This is a genomic window from Corynebacterium sp. sy017, from assembly GCF_017918135.1.
Taxonomy (GTDB): Bacteria; Actinomycetota; Actinomycetes; order Mycobacteriales; family Mycobacteriaceae; genus Corynebacterium.
This window is the reverse complement of record NZ_RZUE01000003.1, coordinates 234,652-254,883: the sequence shown is the minus strand read 5'-3', so window position 1 is coordinate 254,883 and position 20,232 is coordinate 234,652. Positions and strand designations below refer to the sequence as shown.

General features: G+C 47.6%; 19 protein-coding genes. 3 read left to right on the top strand and 16 right to left on the bottom strand.

The genetic code is table 11. From position 1 onward, the window contains the following. Nucleotides 1-3: 3 nt before the first annotated feature. The 12 genes from EML15_RS07680 to rho form a co-directional block, all read right to left on the bottom strand. Nucleotides 4-987: a F0F1 ATP synthase subunit gamma gene (locus tag EML15_RS07680; RefSeq protein WP_144274602.1), complete on the bottom strand. Its 984-nt coding sequence runs from the start codon at nt 985-987 to the stop codon at nt 4-6. Nucleotides 988-1,044: 57 nt separating this feature from the next. Beyond that, nucleotides 1,045-2,673: a F0F1 ATP synthase subunit alpha gene (gene atpA, locus EML15_RS07675; protein ID WP_144274600.1), complete on the bottom strand. Its 1,629-nt coding sequence runs from the start codon at nt 2,671-2,673 to the stop codon at nt 1,045-1,047. A 65-nt stretch (nt 2,674-2,738) separates the two neighbouring features. Beyond that, nucleotides 2,739-3,557: a F0F1 ATP synthase subunit delta gene (locus tag EML15_RS07670; RefSeq protein WP_144274598.1), complete on the bottom strand. Its 819-nt coding sequence runs from the start codon at nt 3,555-3,557 to the stop codon at nt 2,739-2,741. 5 nt (nt 3,558-3,562) lie between these two features. Next, nucleotides 3,563-4,114 carry a F0F1 ATP synthase subunit B gene (locus EML15_RS07665; protein ID WP_144274596.1) on the bottom strand — a complete coding sequence of 184 codons (552 nt, stop codon included), beginning with the start codon at nt 4,112-4,114 and terminating at the stop codon, nt 3,563-3,565. Between the two features lie 27 nt (nt 4,115-4,141). After that, nucleotides 4,142-4,384 (bottom strand): ATP synthase F0 subunit C, encoded by a 243-nt coding sequence (gene atpE / locus EML15_RS07660; protein WP_144274594.1) that lies wholly within the window; start codon nt 4,382-4,384, stop codon nt 4,142-4,144. 96 nt (nt 4,385-4,480) lie between these two features. Next, complete coding sequence (gene atpB, locus EML15_RS07655; RefSeq protein ID WP_144274592.1) at nt 4,481-5,266, bottom strand: F0F1 ATP synthase subunit A; 786 nt, start codon at nt 5,264-5,266, stop codon at nt 4,481-4,483. A gap of 401 nt (nt 5,267-5,667) precedes the next feature. Then, nucleotides 5,668-6,123, bottom strand: coding sequence for a hypothetical protein (locus EML15_RS07650; protein ID WP_144274590.1), 456 nt, complete (start codon nt 6,121-6,123; stop codon nt 5,668-5,670). Nucleotides 6,124-6,147: 24 nt separating this feature from the next. Next, nucleotides 6,148-7,302: an MraY family glycosyltransferase gene (locus EML15_RS07645; protein ID WP_144274588.1), complete on the bottom strand. Its 1,155-nt coding sequence runs from the start codon at nt 7,300-7,302 to the stop codon at nt 6,148-6,150. Continuing rightward, complete coding sequence (locus EML15_RS07640) at nt 7,303-7,953, bottom strand: L-threonylcarbamoyladenylate synthase (protein ID WP_144274586.1); 651 nt, start codon at nt 7,951-7,953, stop codon at nt 7,303-7,305. Between the two features lie 114 nt (nt 7,954-8,067). Continuing rightward, nucleotides 8,068-8,931, bottom strand: a complete 864-nt coding sequence (gene prmC / locus EML15_RS07635; protein ID WP_144274584.1) for a peptide chain release factor N(5)-glutamine methyltransferase — start codon at nt 8,929-8,931, stop codon at nt 8,068-8,070. Between the two features lie 72 nt (nt 8,932-9,003). Then, nucleotides 9,004-10,077 (bottom strand): peptide chain release factor 1, encoded by a 1,074-nt coding sequence (gene prfA, locus EML15_RS07630; protein ID WP_144274582.1) that lies wholly within the window; start codon nt 10,075-10,077, stop codon nt 9,004-9,006. After that, nucleotides 10,078-11,976 (bottom strand): transcription termination factor Rho, encoded by a 1,899-nt coding sequence (gene rho, locus EML15_RS07625; RefSeq protein ID WP_144274580.1) that lies wholly within the window; start codon nt 11,974-11,976, stop codon nt 10,078-10,080. It lies immediately after the preceding gene. Between the two features lie 403 nt (nt 11,977-12,379). On the opposite strand from rho, the gene EML15_RS07620 reads away from it, so the two are divergent. Beyond that, nucleotides 12,380-14,113: a long-chain fatty-acid--CoA ligase gene (locus EML15_RS07620; RefSeq protein WP_144274578.1), complete on the top strand. Its 1,734-nt coding sequence runs from the start codon at nt 12,380-12,382 to the stop codon at nt 14,111-14,113. Here the strand turns inward: EML15_RS07620 and thrB are convergent. The 4 genes from thrB to argS are packed head-to-tail and all read right to left on the bottom strand — an operon-like array spanning nt 14,110 to nt 19,441. Beyond that, nucleotides 14,110-15,036: a homoserine kinase gene (thrB, locus tag EML15_RS07615; RefSeq protein WP_144274576.1), complete on the bottom strand. Its 927-nt coding sequence runs from the start codon at nt 15,034-15,036 to the stop codon at nt 14,110-14,112. The genes EML15_RS07620 and thrB overlap by 4 nt on opposite strands. Nucleotides 15,037-15,047: 11 nt before the next feature. Then, complete coding sequence (locus tag EML15_RS07610) at nt 15,048-16,385, bottom strand: homoserine dehydrogenase (protein ID WP_144274574.1); 1,338 nt, start codon at nt 16,383-16,385, stop codon at nt 15,048-15,050. Nucleotides 16,386-16,444: 59 nt separating this feature from the next. After that, on the bottom strand, nt 16,445-17,776 hold the full coding sequence (lysA, locus tag EML15_RS07605) for a diaminopimelate decarboxylase (RefSeq protein WP_144274572.1): 1,332 nt from the start codon (nt 17,774-17,776) through the stop codon (nt 16,445-16,447). Nucleotides 17,777-17,779: 3 nt separating this feature from the next. After that, nucleotides 17,780-19,441, bottom strand: a complete 1,662-nt coding sequence (argS, locus tag EML15_RS07600; RefSeq protein WP_144274570.1) for an arginine--tRNA ligase — start codon at nt 19,439-19,441, stop codon at nt 17,780-17,782. 141 nt (nt 19,442-19,582) lie between these two features. Here argS and EML15_RS07595 point away from each other — a divergent pair, with 141 nt between their 5' ends. Together EML15_RS07595 and EML15_RS07590 are read left to right on the top strand one after the other, a co-directional pair. Then, on the top strand, nt 19,583-19,753 hold the full coding sequence (locus tag EML15_RS07595; protein ID WP_168195033.1) for a hypothetical protein: 171 nt from the start codon (nt 19,583-19,585) through the stop codon (nt 19,751-19,753). Nucleotides 19,754-19,774: 21 nt separating this feature from the next. Then, nucleotides 19,775-20,230, top strand: a complete 456-nt coding sequence (locus EML15_RS07590) for a hypothetical protein (RefSeq protein WP_144274568.1) — start codon at nt 19,775-19,777, stop codon at nt 20,228-20,230. Nucleotides 20,231-20,232: the final 2 nt, after the last annotated feature.

Here is a 20,232-nt window from a genome sequence, read left to right as displayed (position 1 = left end):
AATCTAGTCACTTTCTGCGCTTTCGGCGAGCGCACCAGCGCCACCGACAATCTCTGTGATTTCCTGGGTAATTTGTGCCTGACGAGCCTGGTTAGCCACACGTGAAAGATCCTTAACCAATGCAGTAGCATTATCGGTCGCAGATTTCATCGCATTACGACGAGATGCAGATTCCGAAGCAGATGCTTCTAAGAACATTGCATACAAGCTGCGGGATACATACTGTGGCAATAATGCAGACAGCAAAGTATCCGCATCAGGCTCAAACTCTACATCTGACTCTGGTGTACCAGATGTCTTATCGTGACGATCGATTGCACTATCTGTGTGATCGCTCGTCTCAATAACTGGTTCGATGGGCAGCAGTTGGAAAGCACGAGGGGTTTGGGTAAGCATTGACTCAAACTCAGTGTAGACCACATGAACTTGGTCAAAGCCTTTAATGCCGTTTCCTTCTTCAGCAGTTAAGCCCTCGCACCACTGTGTGGTTCCCTCAGACGTTGCAGTGAATCCATCAATGAGATGATGGCGAACGTCGTGAGTACCACTCCACGTCGGATCCTGGGAGAAACCTGTCCAAGCACCTGCGACTTCTTCGCCGCGGAACTTATAATAAGCAACTCCCTTATTTCCTGTGACGTAGCGGACAACCTCATAGCCGGTTTCTTCAAGCAATTTCTGCAACTCAGCAGCTTTCTTGAAGACATTGTAGTTGTACCCACCAGCCATGCCGCGATCACTCGATACTACAAGAATAGCTGCGCGGTTACCGCCTTCTCGTTCACGTAGCATCGGATGATCCAAAGAACTAGCTGAGGCCAAACGCTCCATCACATTGTGGATCTCGGTGGCGTAAGGCAATGAAGCCTCGACCCGTGCCTGCGCTTTAGTAATGCGAGATGTCGCAATAAGCTCTTGCGCTTTAGTAATCTTCTTTGTTGAGTTCACCGATTTAATTCGGTCACGCAATTCTCGAAGATTTGCCATGGATCTTTCGCCTCCCTTCTTTCCTAATTGATGGCTCTAAAATAAAGTCTTAAAACTTTACTTCTTCACCTTTAGCTGGTTCTTTTGTACGTCACCTGCAGCAAGCGCATCAACCTCAGGTTCATTGATAACAACAGTGCCATCAGTGGTCTGGAAAGAACGCTTGAACTTATCGGTAGCAGCAACCAGAGCATTCTGAGAGTCCTCAGAAAGCTGTGCACCACCAGCGATTTGCTCGAAAACTTCAGGTGTTGTGGAGTGAAGATTCTCAATCAACTCTGACTCAAAGCGACGGATGTCTTCGACGGGAACAGAATCGAAGTGTCCATTACCAGCAAGCCAGATTGACACAATTTGATGTTCAACAGTCTGTGGTGAGTTCTCAGATTGCTTGAGCAATTCCACGAGACGAGCACCACGATCAAGCTGAGCTTTCGACGCAGGATCAAGGTCAGACGCGAAAGTAGCGAAAGCCTCAAGATCACGATATGCAGCAAGATCAAGACGCAAGGAACCAGAAACTTTCTTCATGCCCTTTGTCTGTGCAGCACCACCAACACGAGAAACCGACACACCAACGTTAATCGCAGGACGAACACCCTGGTTAAAGAGATCGGACTCAAGGAATACCTGACCATCAGTAATAGAAATTACGTTGGTAGGAATGAAGGCAGATACATCGTTCGCTTTGGTTTCGATGATTGGCAGCGCGGTCATAGAACCAGCTCCCATATCGTCGGAAAGCTTAGCTGCACGTTCTAGCAAACGAGAGTGCAAGTAGAAAACGTCACCTGGGTATGCTTCACGTCCTGGTGGGCGACGAAGAAGCAAGGAGATAGCACGGTATGCCTCAGCCTGCTTAGTCAAATCATCATAGATGACCAATACGTGATTGCCCTGGTACATCCAGTGCTGTCCCAATGCTGCACCTGCGAAAGGCGCAAGCCACTTGAAACCAGCAGAATCAGAAGCAGGTGCTGCCACAATTGTGGTGTACTCCAATGCACCATGCTCTTCTAGGGTTTTACGGACAGCGGCAATTGTTGAGCCTTTTTGACCAATAGCAACATAAATACAACGAACTTGTTTGTTCTTGTCGCCAGACTCCCAGTTAGCCTTCTGGTTCAAGATGGTATCGATGCATACAGCAGTCTTACCAGTCTTACGGTCACCAATGATCAACTGACGCTGACCACGACCAATAGGGGTCATTGCGTCAATAGCTTTGATACCGGTCTGCATTGGCTCTTCCACTGGCTGACGCTGCAAAACAGTTGGTGCCTGCAACTCAAGCACACGGTTTTCTTCAGCTTCAACAGCACCAAGCCCGTCAATGACCTGACCCAAAGGGTTGATAACACGACCAAGGAAATTATCCCCGACCGGAATCGAAAGGACTTCTCCAGTCCGCTTAACTTCATCGCCTTCTTTAAGGCTTTCATAGTTGCCCAAGACTACGACACCAACGCGATCGGTATCGAGGTTCTGAGCGACGCCAATTACGCCACCTGGGAACTCAAGCAGCTCATTCGCCATAACAGATGGAAGTCCAGATACCTGGGCAATACCATCGGCTGCCGAAATCACCACGCCAACCTCCTCACGGGAGGCCTCCGCGGAGTAGCTCGAGGTGTAGTTCGCAATCGCGCTACGGATCTCGTCGGAGGAGATCGTAAGCTCCGCCATGTTCTTCCTGCTCTCGGTTGTTTCTTCCAGCAATTTCTATTCTTAACTATTAGTGTGTTGTCGTGTTAGACAAAATTCGCACGTAGACGTTCAATCTTTCCAGAAGTTGATCCATCTATTACTTCATCGCCAACTCGGATAATCATGCCACCGAGGAGGCTGGGATCAACCTCAGAGTGGATGTTCATCGCACGACCATAAATCTGCTCTAGCTTATTCGCCAATGAGTCATTTTGTGCACCACTGAGTTCTGTAGCAGACACCACAAAAGCAACATCGCGCCCCTGCAATGCAGCAGCTTTCTTCGATAATGCATTGATATCATCAATAACATTGTGCTCAGTGCGACGCGTTACCTGCAAAGCAAGTGCTTCAGTTACCGCAGTAACCTTGCCATAAAGAACACTTGCAAATAACGCACTCTTTCGTTGTGGATCTGCGCTGCGATCATCAAGCAGAAGAGTCAATTGTGCTTCTTTGCCCAAGAGACGAGACAAACGGAAGAGTTCTTCTTCTACTTGCCCAATCTGCCCTTGAACTTCTGCTGATCGCAATAGTGCATGGCGACCTAATTCGACCAAACCAGCACGGAACTCGCGAGGAGTAGACCACTCGAGACTTGCTGCAGTGATGAGCACTTCAAGAGTAGTCTGTGAGACTTTACCGGCAAACACAGCAGAGATGAGACCCGAACGTTGCTGAGCTGTGCGTGATGAATCTGCAACGGCAATGCGTAAACGACGATCGCCTTCCAAAACATCAACAACATCAAAAAGCTCAGCGCCAGTCTGGGCGGCAATAGCTACAGCATTTTCATTCCCCTGCAATGCAGTATCAATATGGGAAGAAACCTGAGCTAGTGCCTCACGGCTCGCTGTATGCATTGTGCTCACTTTCCTGTTGCGCTAACGGTGTCTAGACCAGACAAGAACTGATCAATGGTCCCTGAACGTTTTACGTCGTCAGAGAGTTGTTCTCCGAGCAAACGCTCAGCCAAAGAAATCGAGTTCTGACCCATTTCACGACGTAGCTCTGCAACAACCTGCTCACGCTGAGCAGCAAGTTGCTTTTCGCCAGATTCAATAATTCGGTTGCTCTCTTCGATAGCTTTCGCTTTGTATTCAGCTTCAATTTGCTTACCCCGCGCACGGGCTTCATCACGAATTTCAGCTGCCTCAGCGCGTGCATCAGCAAGTTGAGCATTGTACTTCTCAAGAGCCGCTTTCGCCTCAGCTTGTGCTACTTCAGCACGCTGAATACCACCTGCGATCCGGTCCTCACGTTCGGAAAGAACTTCCTTAAACTTCGGTAACACGAAGTAAGTGAATAGTGCCCCTAGGACAATAAGCACAACGATAGACCAGACGATGTCGTAAGTAGCAGGTAGAAGAACACTATTTGAGCCTTCTTCTGCGGCTAGAAATTGAATGACGTTCGTCATGTATCTGTAGCTTTCGTGTTGTAATGATTAGAAGATAAAAGCGCCGATGAAGCCCAAAAGACCCAAAACCTCGGCGAAAGCGATAGCCAAAATCATAGCGGTACGAAGCTGACCAACCATCTCAGGCTGGCGTGCCATACCCTCAACAGTTTTACCACCGATGATACCGATACCGATACCAGGACCAATGGCAGAAAGACCGAAACCGATACCAGCGATGCTACCTTCAATTCCACCAGCGTTTCCTGCTGCCAAAATGATTTCATTCATGAGAAAAAGTTCCCTTTCTATAAGTCAGATATTTACCTGACAAATACTTCAATACTATAGAGATTTGTGATCCGCAAGGGATGCACTGGTTGCTCATCAGTGTTCATCTGCATGAAGCGATAATTCAATGTACACAGCGACCAACAAGGCGAAAATATACGCCTGCAAGAAGATCACTAGACACTCAAAGAGTGTCATAAGTACACCAAAAACAATGGTTACTGCGGACATTGCAGTCCAGCCATTTAACTGCCAGAAGAAGAAATTTGTCGCAGAGAAAATAAGCACGAGGATGACGTGTCCTGCGAGCATATTAACCATAAGACGAATAGCTAACGATACTGGACGAACAATAAATGTAGATATGAACTCCAGTGGAATAACAAGAAAATAGACCAGGAATGGCAAATGCGGAATTACCACTGATGATCGTATGTACTTGAAGAAACCGTATCGTTTAACTCCGGCATAAATGAAAGCTATATATCCAAATGCCGCCAGCACAATTGGCATACCAATACGAGCATTAGGCGAAATGTTAAGGAATGGAATAACCGAAGGGATATTCATAATAAACACAATGAAGAAAATGGTGGCAATTACCGGAAGGAAACGACGTCCTTCTTTCTTACCTAAAATATCTTCCGCAATGTGAATACGTACAAAATCCAAGAAAAACTCGGCTAGATTCTGCAAACCAGAAGGAACAAGCTTTGGATTGCGCATTGCTATAGCAAAAAAAGCGCCCAAAACCACTGCCATCAGCAGACGGACAAACATCAAGCGGTCGATCTGGAACCAACCGCCAGCCACATCAGTAAACCAGAAGGCATCCGGGAAAAATTCGTGATCAATGTTGGGTGTATGAAATTCACCCTTCATCGACAGTGTTATAACGCTCAGCGTTCTCTCCCGTGTTCGGGCCGTGAAAAAATTTCACGGTGCGATGGACGTCTAAAATCTCACTGTCATCACCATGGATTCCGTCGCACATCAGCACGGTAACAACAGGGACACTTCCCAGAGCCCTTTTTACTCACCTGCAAGCATGGAGTACACACAGCAGACCTACAAAAACCCTGAGTAGTCCATCGATTAGATTAGCAGGCATTTTAGTTAAATATCTATTCCATGCCAGGACTTTTTGGAGCAAAACCTTTAGCTGGCATCACAATTAGCCTTTAGCGGGGAAAACGTATGACTGTAAGTTCAATCACAGCAATAAGAATAGAGTCACTTACCCCCGCATCATCCCCCCGCCGCGATAGCGCCGATAAGGAAACTCACTGTGTATAGGTAGTCTTGGAACGCAAAATCGACATGACTTCTACGCCTAATGTCACTGCCAAAGCAATGAAGGTAGTAGTCACAAAAGCACCTCGATGATAAAAGGTCAGATCACGGATAAGCACCATAACAACAAAGAGAAGCACCATTTTCAGCAACCAACTACCGAGGATAATGCCCACACTAAGCTGCGGTGCAACATAAGCACTCACCCAACCACTCAGCATCGTAAAAAGGGTAAAGCCGCCACCAATGGCACCACCGATAAGCACAGCCCACACGCCTGGCATACCTGCAGCAATTCCCCACACGATCAAAGAAAGGACAATAATGCCCGCTAAAGCTATAAGCCCTCGACGAACCGCCATGGCATATGGCTTGCGTTGGTCGTCGTAAGGCGATAATCGTGCAGCAGCTGAAGAAAGGATAGATTCTGTATTTTCTTGAGACACAAAGACTATCTTACAGTCCAAAGGTCACGATGTATTTTTAGCAGCTTGTTTTTGTCGAATATGTACGGGATACCAGGTAAAGAAAATAGCGACGGCGATAGCAATAACAATGGCACCGACTGCATAAAAAGGCGGCACGATCGAAAAGGACACCGCACCAAAAGCAGCAACCGAAACCCACAAGTAAAGCAACAACGCCACTCGCCTATGTGTATGCCCCAAAGAAAGCAAACGATGGTGCAAGTGCTTCTTATCTGGCATAAACGGCGATTGCCCCTTGCCTACTCGACGAACCACTGCCATGACCAGATCCAACATAGGAACAAACACTGCTGCTATCACTACGATAATGGGCGACATCAACGCAATTAAATCTGCAGTGCCATAGAGCCCCATATTGATCTTCCCACTGGCCGATGTAGCTGCTGCTGCCAGCAACAAACCAATGAGCATCGCACCTGAATCTCCCATGAAAATGCGAGAAGGCTCAAAATTATGTGGCAAAAATCCTGCACAAATTCCCACCAAGGCAGCAGCAATGATTGCTGGTGGATAGGCAGAAACCATGCCTCCTTGGTCGTGGAGAATAATCATAGAAAAAACTAAAATAGCAAGCCCGGCTATCATTCCCAGACCAGCCGCAAGACCATCAAGTCCGTCAATGAAATTGATGGCGTTGATCAACGTAACAGTAAAAAGCACTGTGATAATTGTGGAAAAAAATTGATCCAAAAGTACCGTGGTACCGCCACCAATGGGGATATAGAGCAAAGTCCAGGTCAGACCAAGCAAACTCATGATAAGTGCACCCAATAGTTGCCCCACCAGCTTTGTCAACGCATCAAGATCCCATAAATCGTCCAAGACACCAACGACAACAATGACAAAAGCAGACCAAAGCACTGCACTCATTTCTGGGGTAATCGGTTGGAAACCACGAGTAAGAGCTGGCAATTGTTGCGCCAAAAACACTGCACCAATAAAACCAGAAAACATGGCAACCCCACCTAAACGCGGCTTAGGCTGTTCATGCGCATCACGTTCTCTGATCTCATTGAGAATGCCGTACCTGACCATGACATATCTAATTATGCCAGTAGCAAGATACGTCAAAGCTGCTGCCACTAATAGAACGAGAGCAAGCTCACGCATTGGCACACCAGCAACACCCGATCCCATTTAGGTCAGACTCTCCGGATCACGATTGAGCACTTGGGCAATGCGCTGCTTACTAATAGCTCCCTCACGCAAAATAACAGGGTGGTCACCAGATAAGTCGACAATAGTGGAGGCAACTCCCACCGGAGTAGTACCACCATCAAGATAAACATTGACCGCTGCCCCAAGTTGTTGCTGAGCTTCTTCGACGGTTGTCGCTGGTTTTTGCCCAGACACATTTGCACTCGACACTGCCATTGGTCCAGTCTCACGCAACACTTCTATGGCCACTGGGTGCAAAGGCATACGGAGCATGACCGTGCCACGGGTATCGCCCAGATTCCACGGTAGACTAGGAGCTTGCGGCACCACTAGAGACAGGCCACCTGGCCAAAATGCTTCCACTAATGTTTCTAGCTGCTCATCATAATGAGCGACCAAACCACGCACAGTATCCCAGCTGCCAATAAGCACTGGCACAGGCATATCAGGCCCACGTCGTTTAGTACTGAGTAGTTTTGCGACAGCATCATTATCGAAAGCATCACAGCCCAAACCATAAAGTGTATCGGTAGGCATAACGATCAACCGTCCACTTTTCACGGCGCTTACTGCTGTTCTAATACCAGTTGCGCGAGTGTGTGCATCAGCACAATCATAAACTCTACTCATAACGTTTTGTACCCAATTATTGCTTTCAACACTTAAGACCTGAACAATGCTCACGTCTGATTCATATTGGTCTATCTGCTTATCATAACAGTTTGACCTGACTTAACAATGCACTCAACTACGCTTAGCCAGAATAAAGCGATCAATACCTGCTAAATCCTTGAGCACACGTATGTCCTGAGACAACCCAGTAGCACTCACACATTCCCGTACTGCTGCACTAGTAGTGTCGTCATGTTCAATACCGCATAATCCACCTGGTTTCAGTAGCTGCATCATACGCATGACCATGCCGTTAATCACGGTCATGCCATCTGCACCGGAAAAAACGGCATGATGTGGGTCGTGATAGACCTCTGGTTGTAAGCAGTTGCTTTCTGGTACATAAGGCGGATTACTCACGATGAGGTCAAAGGTAGAGTCTTGACCTTTTAGTAATTCTGGGTCACAGACATCTGCATGGCACAAACTAACGTGTTCCGGCACATTTTTCCGTGCCCACTTTAAGGCTCGCTCATCTTTATCGACTGCCACAATACTTACATTCGGACAATAATGCGCAATGTAGGCCGACAAAGCTCCAGAGCCAGTACACAAATCAGCAACTTTCATGTGCTTATTGCCAATCTGGCGCACAGCCCAATCTGCCAATACCTCTGTCTCCGGTCGCGGAATAAAAACCCCTGGACCAACAGCAAGACTGAGCGGACCAAACCATGCTGTTCCTAGAATATGCTGCACAGGAATGCGCTGAGCACGCTGGGCAACATGAGCAAAAAACTGTGTCGGCATAAGCGCTGTTGCATGGAGTCTTACTTCTAAAACAGCACACCCCAATGCCTCAGCAGCAAAAATAAGTGCATCCTGCTCAGGAGTTTCAATACCAGCTCGAGTAAATACTGCTATGGCTTCTTTGAGAGCTTGTGCCACATTCGAGCCGGAAGTCAAAACCGTATCCGGTATGTGCGACCCAACCATTTTCACTATCAACCCCTATCCCAACACAAAAGGTACTGAGCATTAGTGCCCAGTACCTCATTGGATCGGTTATTATTCCGCTTCCAAACGTTGTGCTCGTTCATCAGCCTGTAGTGCAGTAAATAAATCATCCAAATCGCCGCCAAGCACAGAATCAAGGTTATTTGCTTTATAACCAATGCGATGATCGGCAATACGATTCTCCGGCCAATTGTAAGTGCGGATACGCTCGGAACGATCAATAGTACGAATCTGTGCTGCTCGACCTTCCGCTGCCTGTGCATCAGCTTCAGCCTCAGCCATTGCTTGCAATCGCGCAGATAATACCTGCATAGCACGTGCTTTATTCTGAATCTGTGAGCGTTCCTTTTGACAGGTCACCACAATTCCAGTAGGTAAATGCGTAATACGCACAGCTGAGTCAGTAGTGTTAACGCCTTGACCACCCTTACCTGATGAGCGATAAACATCAATGCGTAAATCTTTTTCATTGATCTCAACTTCCCCGACCTCATCGGGCTCTGGATAAACCAACACACCAGCGGCTGAAGTCTGGATGCGACCTTGAGATTCTGTCACAGGAACACGCTGTACACGGTGCACCCCGCCCTCAAACTTAAATACGCTCCATGCGCCATCACGTGAAGGTTGCTTTGAGCGAATAGACATCGTGAGGTCTTTGACACCCCCCAGATCCGATTCTGAGAGATCTAAAATCTCAGTGCTAAACCCATGTTTTTCAGCATAACGCTGATACATTCGTACTAAGTCGCCAGCAAAAAGTGCTGCCTCCTCACCACCAGCTCCAGCTTTTACCTCCATAAAAATGTCATCACCATCATGGGGGTCACGAGGAGCCAAGAGATCAGCCAGCTTTTCTTCGCTTTCGACGACCAACTGCTCCAAACGCGTAACTTCTTCAGCAAACTCATGATCCTCATGTGCCATTTCTTTGGCATCTGCTAGATCTGCACGCGCCTGCACAAGAACATCATTGACTTTGATAATAGGCTGGAGCTCTGAATAGCGTTTTGACAGCTTGCGGAAGAGTTGCTGATCCCCCATAGTTTCTGGATCTGCCATTTGGGCTTCAATGCCTTGATACTCAGAAACTATGTCATCAACTGCAGAAACCTGAGCTGCCACTTAGTCCTCCTCGTTATCTTCAGCCATTGGAGTTGAGGTAGCAACTTGCATGAGGAACTCGCCATTATTCTTCGTCTTCTTGAGTTGCTTAATCAGCAAATCAATAGCTTGCTGTGGCTCAAGAGCAGAGAGAATACGACGCAATTTGTGCATAATGCGTGCTTCTTCTGGTGCCAAAAGCAACTCATCCTTACGAGTACCAGAAGGATTAACATCCACCGCTGGGAACACCCGACGCTCGGAAATTTTACGATCGAGTTTCAGTTCCGCATTACCAGTACCCTTGAACTCCTCGAAAATGACTGTGTCACCAGCAGAACCAGTTTCTACCATTGCAGTGGCGATGATGGTGAGCGAACCACCATTTTCGATATTGCGCGCCGCTCCCAAGAATCGCTTTGGTGGATAAAGGGCATTAGAATCCACGCCACCAGACAAAATACGACCAGAAGCAGGCGAGGAATTATTGTAAGCACGTCCCAAACGAGTAATCGAATCAAGAAGTACGACAACGTCACGGCCTTGCTCCACCAAACGCTTTGCACGCTCAATAGCCAATTCGGCAACAGCGGTGTGTTCGCTAGGTGGACGGTCAAAGGTAGAAGCAATAACTTCTTCACCTTTAACATTGCGTTTCATGTCAGTAACTTCCTCAGGACGCTCGTCGACAAGCACAACCATGAGATAGCACTCTGGATTATTTGTCTTAATCGCATTCGCGATATTTTGCAAAATAGTTGTTTTACCCGCTTTAGGTGGGGAAACAATCAAAGCACGCTGCCCTTTACCGATTGGCATAATCAAATCAATCACACGTGTGGTAAGAATATGTTTTTCTGTTTCCAAGCGTAAGCGTTGATTTGGATAAAGCGGAGTCAATTTAGCAAACTCTGGGCGAGCTTTCGCTTCTTCAACACTAACTCCATTAATAGTATCCACGTTAACCAATGGATTATATTTTTGGCGACTACGTCCACGTCCACCCTGATGATTATCATTATGAACGCGTACCTGCCCAGTTACTGCGTCACCAGCACGCAAACCAAAACGGCGAATAACCTGTGTACTTACATAAGCATCAGCAGGCCCTGCATGGTAATCAGTAGTACGTAAGAAAGCAACATTGTTGTCGATGATGTCGAGGATACCGGCAACATTTTGTAATACTTCATCTTCACGTGTCTCGTTCGTGTCGGTGTCACGGTCACGATCACGTCCACGACGATTCCTGCGGTTACGACGCTCACCACGCTCTCGACGGCGCTCCTGACGCTCCTCAGCAGCATTATCGTGTGACGCATTCTCCTGCTGCTGTGCTGCTTCCTTCTCCTCAGTTGGCTCAGCAGAATTATCTGCCTCACGCTGAGCCTTTATTTCACGATGCTCTCGACGTGCCCGGTTTCGACGTGCTCGTCGTGCGGCAGAACGTGATTCATACCGTGGCTCTTCTGAGTCAGAGTTTTGTGCATTCTCATCTGCTTTTTCTGCTACATCTGTGGTTTCCACATCGTGAGCAGAATGATCAGCTGTTTCTTCTGCTTTAGCACGCACTGCACGACGGCGAGAAGTTGCTTTACGTGGTTGTTCACCAGCATCTTGAGTATCCTGAGCTGGCGTACTTTCTGATTCAGTGCTGTCATTTATTTGTGCAGTGTTTTTTGCCACTCGACGGCGACCACGCTGCTGTGTTGGCGGTGTTTGCGGTTGTGATTCTTCTTTTACTTCTTGCGTAGCCTTTGCCGCAGTACCAGCCCCCTGTGCACCATTAATCGCGGCGATAAGATCACCTTTACGCAGTGCTGAAACTCCTTTAAGTCCCATTTCAGCAGCAATTTTACGTAGCTCTGGAAGACGCATTGCCGCTAAGTTGCGCTGCGCGCCATTATCTGTACCAGTCACAGATGTCCTTTCATGTGCTCACGCCATGCTGAGAGGTTGTCGCGGCATTATTTTCGGCGAAATACATGGGTTCCATGATTCCACACGAGCCCCCACACCGCCCAGACCTATGGCAGTAGCATTTTAGGGAAATATTTAGTCGATCGTTTGACATGGAAAGTCAAAGCTGTGGAAAAGAGAAAGTCATAATGGCGAAGAATTGGCGGTAAGAAAACTGATATACCCACCAGAAAAACTTCTGACTTATCTCACCGCTTGGCAGTGTAACACATATTCACGCTCCAAGCGAGAAACATTCAGAAAAACAAAGAACTATTGCGTTCGACACGGGATGACGAGAAGATAATTCACCACCTGTGCGTCGATAAGCTAATGCCTGCCTTTCTCACTAAACTAGGTAAATATGCTGTCCACAATGCAAGATCTCCCGTTGAACCTTTCTCGAATCTTGACACATGGTTCCACCCTGCTGGGCGAGACAAAAGTCACCACGTGGGAAAATGACACAACCCACGAAACTACCTTTGCCCACATCGGCGCTCGGGCTGCTGCATTAGCGCATGCACTCAGAGATGAATTGGGTATCGACGCAGATCAACGTGTGGGCACCTTAATGTATAACTGCGCTGAACATTTAGAAACCCTTTTTGCAGTTGCCTGTATGGGAGCCGTATTTAATCCACTCAATAAGCAACTCATGAATGACCAGATACGGCATATCATTAACCACGCACAGGATCAGGTCATTATTGCCGACCAGCGCATGGCAAAACAATTGGGCACCATCCTGGCGCAAGGATGCCCCACTGTGAAATATGTAGTATTCATCGGCAGCAATGATATCAGTGCTGCTGTAGCGCATATTCCAGAAAATATCATCTGCTATTCCTATGAGGCTCTTCTCGACGGCAGATCCACAGACTATAAATGGCCAGTGCTTGATGAAAATACCGCTGCTGCATTATGCTATTCCACTGGTTCTAGCGGTGCACCAAAAGGAGTTGCGTACTCTCATCGCTCCTTATACTTGCAATCATTAAGTCTGCGTACCACAGATTCCATGGCTATCACGCACGGGCAATCATTCCTATGCTGCGTACCTATCTACCATGTTTTATCTTGGGGAGTGCCTATTGCAGCTTTCATGTCTGGCACCCCGCTCGTCTTTCCCAGTGTCAATGTTTCCCCGGCATCATTGGCAAAGGTCATTGCCGCTACTCACCCACGTTCTGCGCATGGCGTGCCAACAATCTGGATTCAGCTCATGGTGCACTACATGCATAATCCACCAGAGCGCATGAGCTTACAAGAGATTTTCGCAGGTGGTTCGGCTGTGCCACCCATGCTTATCACATTGTGGGAAGAACATTATGGTGTGGATGTTGTTCATGTGTGGGGAATGACAGAAACCTCTACAGCAATCACTGTTGCACGGCCGCCTTCTGGAGTATCCGGACAAACACGCCTGACCTATCGAGAAAGCCAAGGGCGATTCCCCGCGTCTATCGAATATCGCGTGGTTAACGATGGAGAAATCGTAAGCTCCACCGACCGGCACCAGGGTGAGATCCAAGTCCGAGGGAATTGGGTTACTGGCAGTTATTATCACTCACCCACCACAGACGCTGATGGCATTGCTGCATTATTCAGGAATGAACCTGTCGACGATGGTCCTGAACAATTCACTCTCGACGGTTGGCTACGCACCGGAGATGTCGGTTCAGTAACCTCAGACGGATTTTTAACAATCCACGACCGAGCACGAGACGTTATTCGCTCTGGTGGTGAATGGATCTATTCGACGCTACTGGAGAACGAAATTATGGCAGCGCCAGAGGTCGTAGAGTGCGCAGTCATTGGCCACCCAGACGAAAAATGGATGGAACGCCCATTGGCAGTAACAGTCTTAGCCAAAGGAATCGATGCCAATGCCGAAACTGCTGCACTGCTACGCGATAAAATGCGTAATGCATTCCCAGCGTGGATGCTCCCGGAATACTGGACTTTTGTGGACTCCATCGACAAGACTTCAGTAGGAAAATTCGACAAAATAGACCTACGCAAACATCTCAATGATGGTGATTTCCAGGTCATTGCGTTGCCTGGTCCAGGGCATAAAGCTGGGAATAAAAGTTAAGAAAACCGCTCCACGCTCACTGGCTCTGCTACGTCTAAAGACAGAACCCGCAAGCCCTCATCACGTGCTTGATCTAAAATTTTCTCATCTATTGGTGTAGTAGAAAGCACCATGATGGTTGGTCCCGCACCAGATAAATATGCAGCATAGCCTTTATTGCGTAGGCGATTCACCCATTCAGCGGTAACTGGCAAAACATCAGCGCGATAAGGCTGGTGCAAACGATCCCTGGTCCCCTCCCACAATAATTCAGGGTGTTTTTGCAAGGCCACAGTCATCACTGCACAGCGCGATACATTAAACCGAGCATCAACATGGGTCACATCACTAGGCAGCACTCGACGCACAGCCTCAGTAGAAGCATGAAAATCTGGCACCAATGCTGTTGCTTTAATTTTTGGGTGAACGTCGATAGTAACTGCATGATATTGCGGTTGCGTACGACCATCTACCGGAACTTCTGTCCACGATACAACTGCAGCACCCAATACCGATGCCGCTGCATTATCCGGGTGCCCCTCAAAAGCCGAAGAAAGCTGCACAAGCTGCTGCTGTGTCAAAGGAAAACCAGCCAAACCATTAGCTGCACTCACCCCAGCCACTGCTGCAGCAGCTGAAGAACCAAGCCCCCTGGACTGCGGAATAGAATTATGGCAGACCACTTTAAGACCTGGCACCTGTGCCTGGGCACAACGTAAACCAGAACGAATTGCTTTGACTACAAGGTGAGAATCATCAAGAGGTAGTTCTCCTTCTCCCTCACCAGAAACTACTACTTCCAGCCCTTGCGCTATGACCTCCACTTCCACGGTGTCATACAGTGTCAGAGCTAACCCTAAGGTATCGAATCCAGGACCTAAATTGGCAGAGGAAGCTGGAACACGCACACGAACTTTTGTGCCTACAGGTATCTCAATGGGCATTTTATGCTCTTTCACTGGGTCACAAGGCGAATAACGCTGTTGATCTTCTTTACCGGTTCAAGCTGTTCCACCAAGGCTACAGTATGTGCCAAATCAGCTTCCCGAGCAGTATGCGTGACAAGAATCAGCCTTGAACTACCCGACTTTTCTTCCTGACGTACTGTGCGTAAAGAAATAGAGTGCTCCGCAAAAATCTTTGTAAGCAGCGCCAACACACCAATACGATCTTCAACTTCCATATCAATGTGATAGCAGGTAGGAACATCACCAAAACTTGCGATAGGCAAATTCGCATATGTTGACTCCCCTGGCGCACGCCCCCCAAACACTTTATTGCGCGCCGCACCAACAATATCGCCCAATACCGCTGACGCTGTAGGATTACCACCAGCACCATTACCATAGAACATGAGTCGACCAGCAGCTTCTGCCTCCACAAAGACTGCATTGAAAGACTTATCGACGCTTGCCAAAGGATGAGAACGTGGAATCAGAGTTGGATGCACTCTGGCCGAAATAGACTCATTACCTTCCTCATCAACAAGACGCTCACAAATAGCCAACAGCTTAATGATATTGCCTGCTTGTTTCGCTGCCAGGATGTCCTCAGCCGATATTTTACTAATACCCTCACAGTACACATCATCGGCAGTAACCCGGGTATGGAATGCTAAGGACGCCAAAATCGCCGCTTTGCTCGCAGCATCATAGCCCTCAACATCTGCAGTAGGATCTGCCTCTGCATAGCCAAGTCTCATTGCCTCAGCAAGCATATCGTCATAGGAAGCACCGGTAGAATCCATAGCATCCAAAATAAAGTTCGTGGTGCCATTGACAATACCAGCCACAGACTGCACTTGGTCACCCGCTAAAGAACGACGCAACGGACCTACCACAGGAATTGCCGCGGCAACGGCAGCCTCAAAGTACAAGTCCACCCCTGCCTCATCAGCAGCTTGCGCTAATTCTGCAGAATGTGCCGCTACAAGCGCTTTATTGGCAGTAACAACAGATTTACCACTGCGCAATGCTTGAAGAACCAACTCTCGTGGGTAGTCAATGCCGCCAATAACCTCGACCACAATATCGACATCATCACGAGACACCAAGAAGCGAGCGTCGTCGGTAAGCAATCCTAAGGAAGCGGCAAAGGAATCACGGTGTTTTTCCATGTTACTTACCGCAACACCTTTAACCTCTAAAGGACCGCCAGCCCGATGTGCAAACTCATCTGCATTTTCCTGCATAAGACGAAGCACTTGGCTACCAACCGTACCGTAGCCAAGTAATGCAACACCTACCGACTCTCCTGCACCTTTTCCAGGATTAAACTGCGCTTGTTGTGTCATGGTGATTTAGTTTAATCTGTTTAATCCACAAAGGCACAAATAAAACCTGATAGGCATAATCACGAGACTTCAAGAGCAAAGAAATCATCAACGGTTTCCCTGCGCAGCATTACAGTTACTTGCCCATCTTTGACGGAAAGCACTGCTGGGCGCATGAACATATTGTATCTACTCGATAAGGCATAACAATAAGCACCAGTAGCAGCAAAAGCGATATATTGCCCTGGTGTAATATCATCAGGCAGCTTGCGGTTACGCACCAAAATATCCCCTGATTCACAATGTGATCCCACTATCCGTGAATCTACAAGTTCCCCAGAGCAAAAACCATCAATCGCACGAACATCATATTCTGCTTCATACAACAGTGGACGCACATTATCAGACATACCACCGTCGACGGCAATATAACGGCGTTTATTTTTCTCCGCTACTGAAACATCTTTGATAGTCCCCACCGTGTAAATACTCACGGCACTCGGTCCTACTATTGACCGCCCCGGCTCCACCATAACACGTGGTGGCTTCACACCTAAGCGCTGAGCCGTATATGCCACCACGTCGATAAGCTCGCGTGCAATCGCAGCAACATCAAAAGGCGCCTCCTGCGCCTGGTACGCAATGCCAAAACCGCCGCCAAGATCGAGCACCTTCAAGACATCGGCACCAATTACCAAGGAGAGCTGCTGATAAAGCTGCAAAACACGCTCAGCTGCTAACTTAAATCCTTCTGCATCAAAAATCTGGCTTCCGATATGACAATGTAAGCCGCACAAAACCAGATTCTGTGCCTCATGGGCTTGCACTGCTGCCTGATATGCAGAACCAGATGCCAAGGAAAAACCAAACTTTTGATCTTCGTGACTCGTCGCAATGAACTCATGGGTATGCGCCTCAATTCCAGGCTTTACTCGAATCAGCACATCCTGGGTACGGCCACATTCTGCAGCAATCTCATCTAAGCGCCGTAATTCATAATAAGAATCAACGACAATTGTGCCTACGCCTAGACTAACGCACCTACGCAAAAACTCATCACTTTTGTTATTACCGTGTGCAGTAATATCCTCTGGCGGAAAATCAGCATGTAATGCCACTTCTAATTCTCCCTGAGAAGCAACATCAATATGCAGTCCCTCCTCATGAACCCACCGAGCAATTGTTGTAGAAATAAAAGCCTTCGACGCATAGTGCACATTGCTTGCGCCAAAAGCACGAGCCATGTCTTGACACCGGGAACGAAAATCCTGTTCGTCAATCACCATGAGCACCGTGCCATATTCTTTGGCAAGTTCAGGCAACGAGACACCCGCAATGCTCACACTGCCATCAGCTTCACGACGAGCATTACGCGGCCACACATGAGCAGGTAAAGCATTGAAATCGCCCATAAGTTACATCCTCTCTGGCGCAGAAACCCCTATGAGCCCCAAAGCATTAGCCAGCACCTGACGGGTTGCTGCTGCTAATTGCAAACGCGCATAATGAATATCCTGAGTTTGCTCGTCCTGCTTAGGCAAAATCTGGCAAGAATCATAAAAACGATGGAATGTACCAGCAAGATCTTCAGCATACCGAGCAATACGATGCGGCTCACGCAACTGGGCAGCTGCTTTCACAATTGCCGGGAACTCCCCTAAGGTACGAATAAGATCGCCCTCACGCTCATGAGTAAGGACAGAGAGGTCAGATACTGTACCTTCAGCCTGAGTCACCCCGATATCGGCAGCTTTACGCGCAATCGAACATAAGCGCGCATGGGCATATTGCACATAATAAACAGGGTTCTCATTAGTCTGCGCTGCCCATTGCCCTAGGTCAATGTCGATAGATGTATCCACAGAAGAACGCACCAAAGAATACCGTGCTGCGTCAATACCAATTGCCTCGACAAGATCGTCGAGAGTAACAACAGTACCCGCACGCTTAGACATACGCACCGGTGAGCCATCCTTGAGCAAATTGACCAACTGGCCAATCAGCACCTCAACCTGCTCAGGGTTATAGCCCATAGCTGCAGCTCCAGCACGCAAGCGGGAAATATATCCATGATGATCAGCGCCGAGCATATAAATGCACAAATCATGACCACGCTCGAACTTATCGGCCACATAGGCAATATCACCTGCAATATAAGCAGCATCACCATCAGACTTAATGACCACGCGATCTTTATCGTCACCATACTCAGTAGAACGCAGCCACCATGCACCATCTTTAAGATACAACTTGTCCGTATCCTTGAGCTTCTGTACCGCCTTATCGACGGCACCCGACTCAAATAATGAGTTCTCATGGAAGAACACATCAAAGTCAGTACCAAACTCATGCAATGACTCTTTAATATGCGCAAACATCATCTCCACACCAAGTGCGCGGAACGACTCATGCTTTTCCTGCGGCTGCTGTTCAAGAACCTGCGGATTGCGCTGCACAATCTCACGGGCAATATCGTGAATATACTCGCCACCATAACCATCCTCAGGGGTTGGCTCGCCCTGAGCAGCAGCAATGAGTGAAAACACAAAGCGATCGATTTGGCGACCATGATCATTAAAATAATACTCACGCGTAACTTTCGCACCACTAGCAGCAAGAATACGCCCCAAGGAATCACCAGCAGCAGCCCATCGCGCCCCACCAAGATGAATAGGCCCTGTAGGGTTAGCGGAAACAAACTCTAGATTAACACGCTGACCAGCATAAAGATCACTTGAGCCATAGTTATCCTTATACTCAAGAATCTGCGTCACGATTTGAGCCTGTGCCCCAGCAGCCAAACAGATATTAATAAAACCAGGACCAGCAATCTCTACTGTATCGATTGCTGAATGCCCTGACAGTGCGTCGGCAAGCAAAGTAGCAAAATCACGTGGTGGCAGACCCACTTTCTTTGCCACCTGCAAAGCAAGATTCGTAGCATAATCACCATGCGCAGCATTACGCGGACGCTCAACCGTAACCTGCTCAGGCAATGCAGCCGTGTCTAAACCTTTATCAGTTAAAACAGTAGTGGCTGTGTCTTTAATCAAAGTAGATAATTCTGCTGGTGTCATGACACAACAGTTTAGCTGATATTGACACTGATACCTATCTTGATACCTGCCCAAGCGTCAAGATAAAAGTTGTGCTATACAAGGATACATAGGGTTTTCATCAAATAGATCTTCAACGACTCAGATCACCTAGGAGAAAACATGAAGCGCTCCGAGATCGAAAAAACCAAAGCAATCGTAATAACAGTCTTTGCTATTACATCATTTTTGCTTGTGCTATGGGTGCATGACTACTCTATGGCATGGCTACCACTTATCCTCGGTGCCCTCGCAGGCTGGTTCTGGTGGAAAACCGACCACTTTTCTCATTAAAACCACTAAAGGTTAAAGATTGTGGCGCATAAACTACACAAATCGCGAAAACCTATCATCACAATCTTTCTCTATTTCGTCGTCGCCCTGCTTTCCCTTTCTGCTGTCTGTCTCATCTACAGCATTGCCAATTTTCAATCCTATGCCGACGCTTTTGCCGCTACACACCCAGATTCATTCCATAACATTGACGATAAAACAATCACACACAGAATCGTCTTCGCAGCATTAGTATTGAGATTTTTAGCAGCCCTAGGTTGGGTTGGTTCCTTTTTATATCTCAAACGCTTCCTGCTCCACCATGAAAAATATCGCACACTCGTGATGATGGGATACAGCATTGTTTCCGTCGGAGGGTTTATCTACCTAAGTTTCCATGCCGAGCTGCACATTATCGCAATAATACGAGTAATTCAGGTAGCAATCTCTCTTCTAATGCTATCTTTTCTTATTATCTCCGTCATTAAAGAGACATAAAC

Bases quoted from the DNA above. Each gene is read 5' to 3' on its own strand.
- EML15_RS07680 (WP_144274602.1), bottom strand. From the start codon at position 987: ATGGCAAATCTTCGAGAATTGCGTGACCGAATTAAATCGGTGAACTCA.
- atpA (WP_144274600.1), bottom strand. From the start codon at position 2,673: ATGGCGGAGCTTACGATCTCCTCCGACGAGATCCGTAGCGCGATTGCG.
- EML15_RS07670 (WP_144274598.1), bottom strand. From the start codon at position 3,557: ATGCATACAGCGAGCCGTGAGGCACTAGCTCAGGTTTCTTCCCATATT.
- EML15_RS07665 (WP_144274596.1), bottom strand. From the start codon at position 4,114: ATGACGAACGTCATTCAATTTCTAGCCGCAGAAGAAGGCTCAAATAGT.
- atpE (WP_144274594.1), bottom strand. From the start codon at position 4,384: ATGAATGAAATCATTTTGGCAGCAGGAAACGCTGGTGGAATTGAAGGT.
- atpB (WP_144274592.1), bottom strand. From the start codon at position 5,266: ATGAAGGGTGAATTTCATACACCCAACATTGATCACGAATTTTTCCCG.
- EML15_RS07645 (WP_144274588.1), bottom strand. From the start codon at position 7,302: ATGGGATCGGGTGTTGCTGGTGTGCCAATGCGTGAGCTTGCTCTCGTT.
- EML15_RS07640 (WP_144274586.1), bottom strand. From the start codon at position 7,953: ATGAGTAGAGTTTATGATTGTGCTGATGCACACACTCGCGCAACTGGT.
- prmC (WP_144274584.1), bottom strand. From the start codon at position 8,931: ATGGTTGGGTCGCACATACCGGATACGGTTTTGACTTCCGGCTCGAAT.
- EML15_RS07620 (WP_144274578.1), top strand. From the start codon at position 12,380: ATGCTGTCCACAATGCAAGATCTCCCGTTGAACCTTTCTCGAATCTTG.
- thrB (WP_144274576.1), bottom strand. From the start codon at position 15,036: ATGCCCATTGAGATACCTGTAGGCACAAAAGTTCGTGTGCGTGTTCCA.
- EML15_RS07610 (WP_144274574.1), bottom strand. From the start codon at position 16,385: ATGACACAACAAGCGCAGTTTAATCCTGGAAAAGGTGCAGGAGAGTCG.
- lysA (WP_144274572.1), bottom strand. From the start codon at position 17,776: ATGGGCGATTTCAATGCTTTACCTGCTCATGTGTGGCCGCGTAATGCT.
- argS (WP_144274570.1), bottom strand. From the start codon at position 19,441: ATGACACCAGCAGAATTATCTACTTTGATTAAAGACACAGCCACTACT.
- EML15_RS07595 (WP_168195033.1), top strand. From the start codon at position 19,583: ATGAAGCGCTCCGAGATCGAAAAAACCAAAGCAATCGTAATAACAGTC.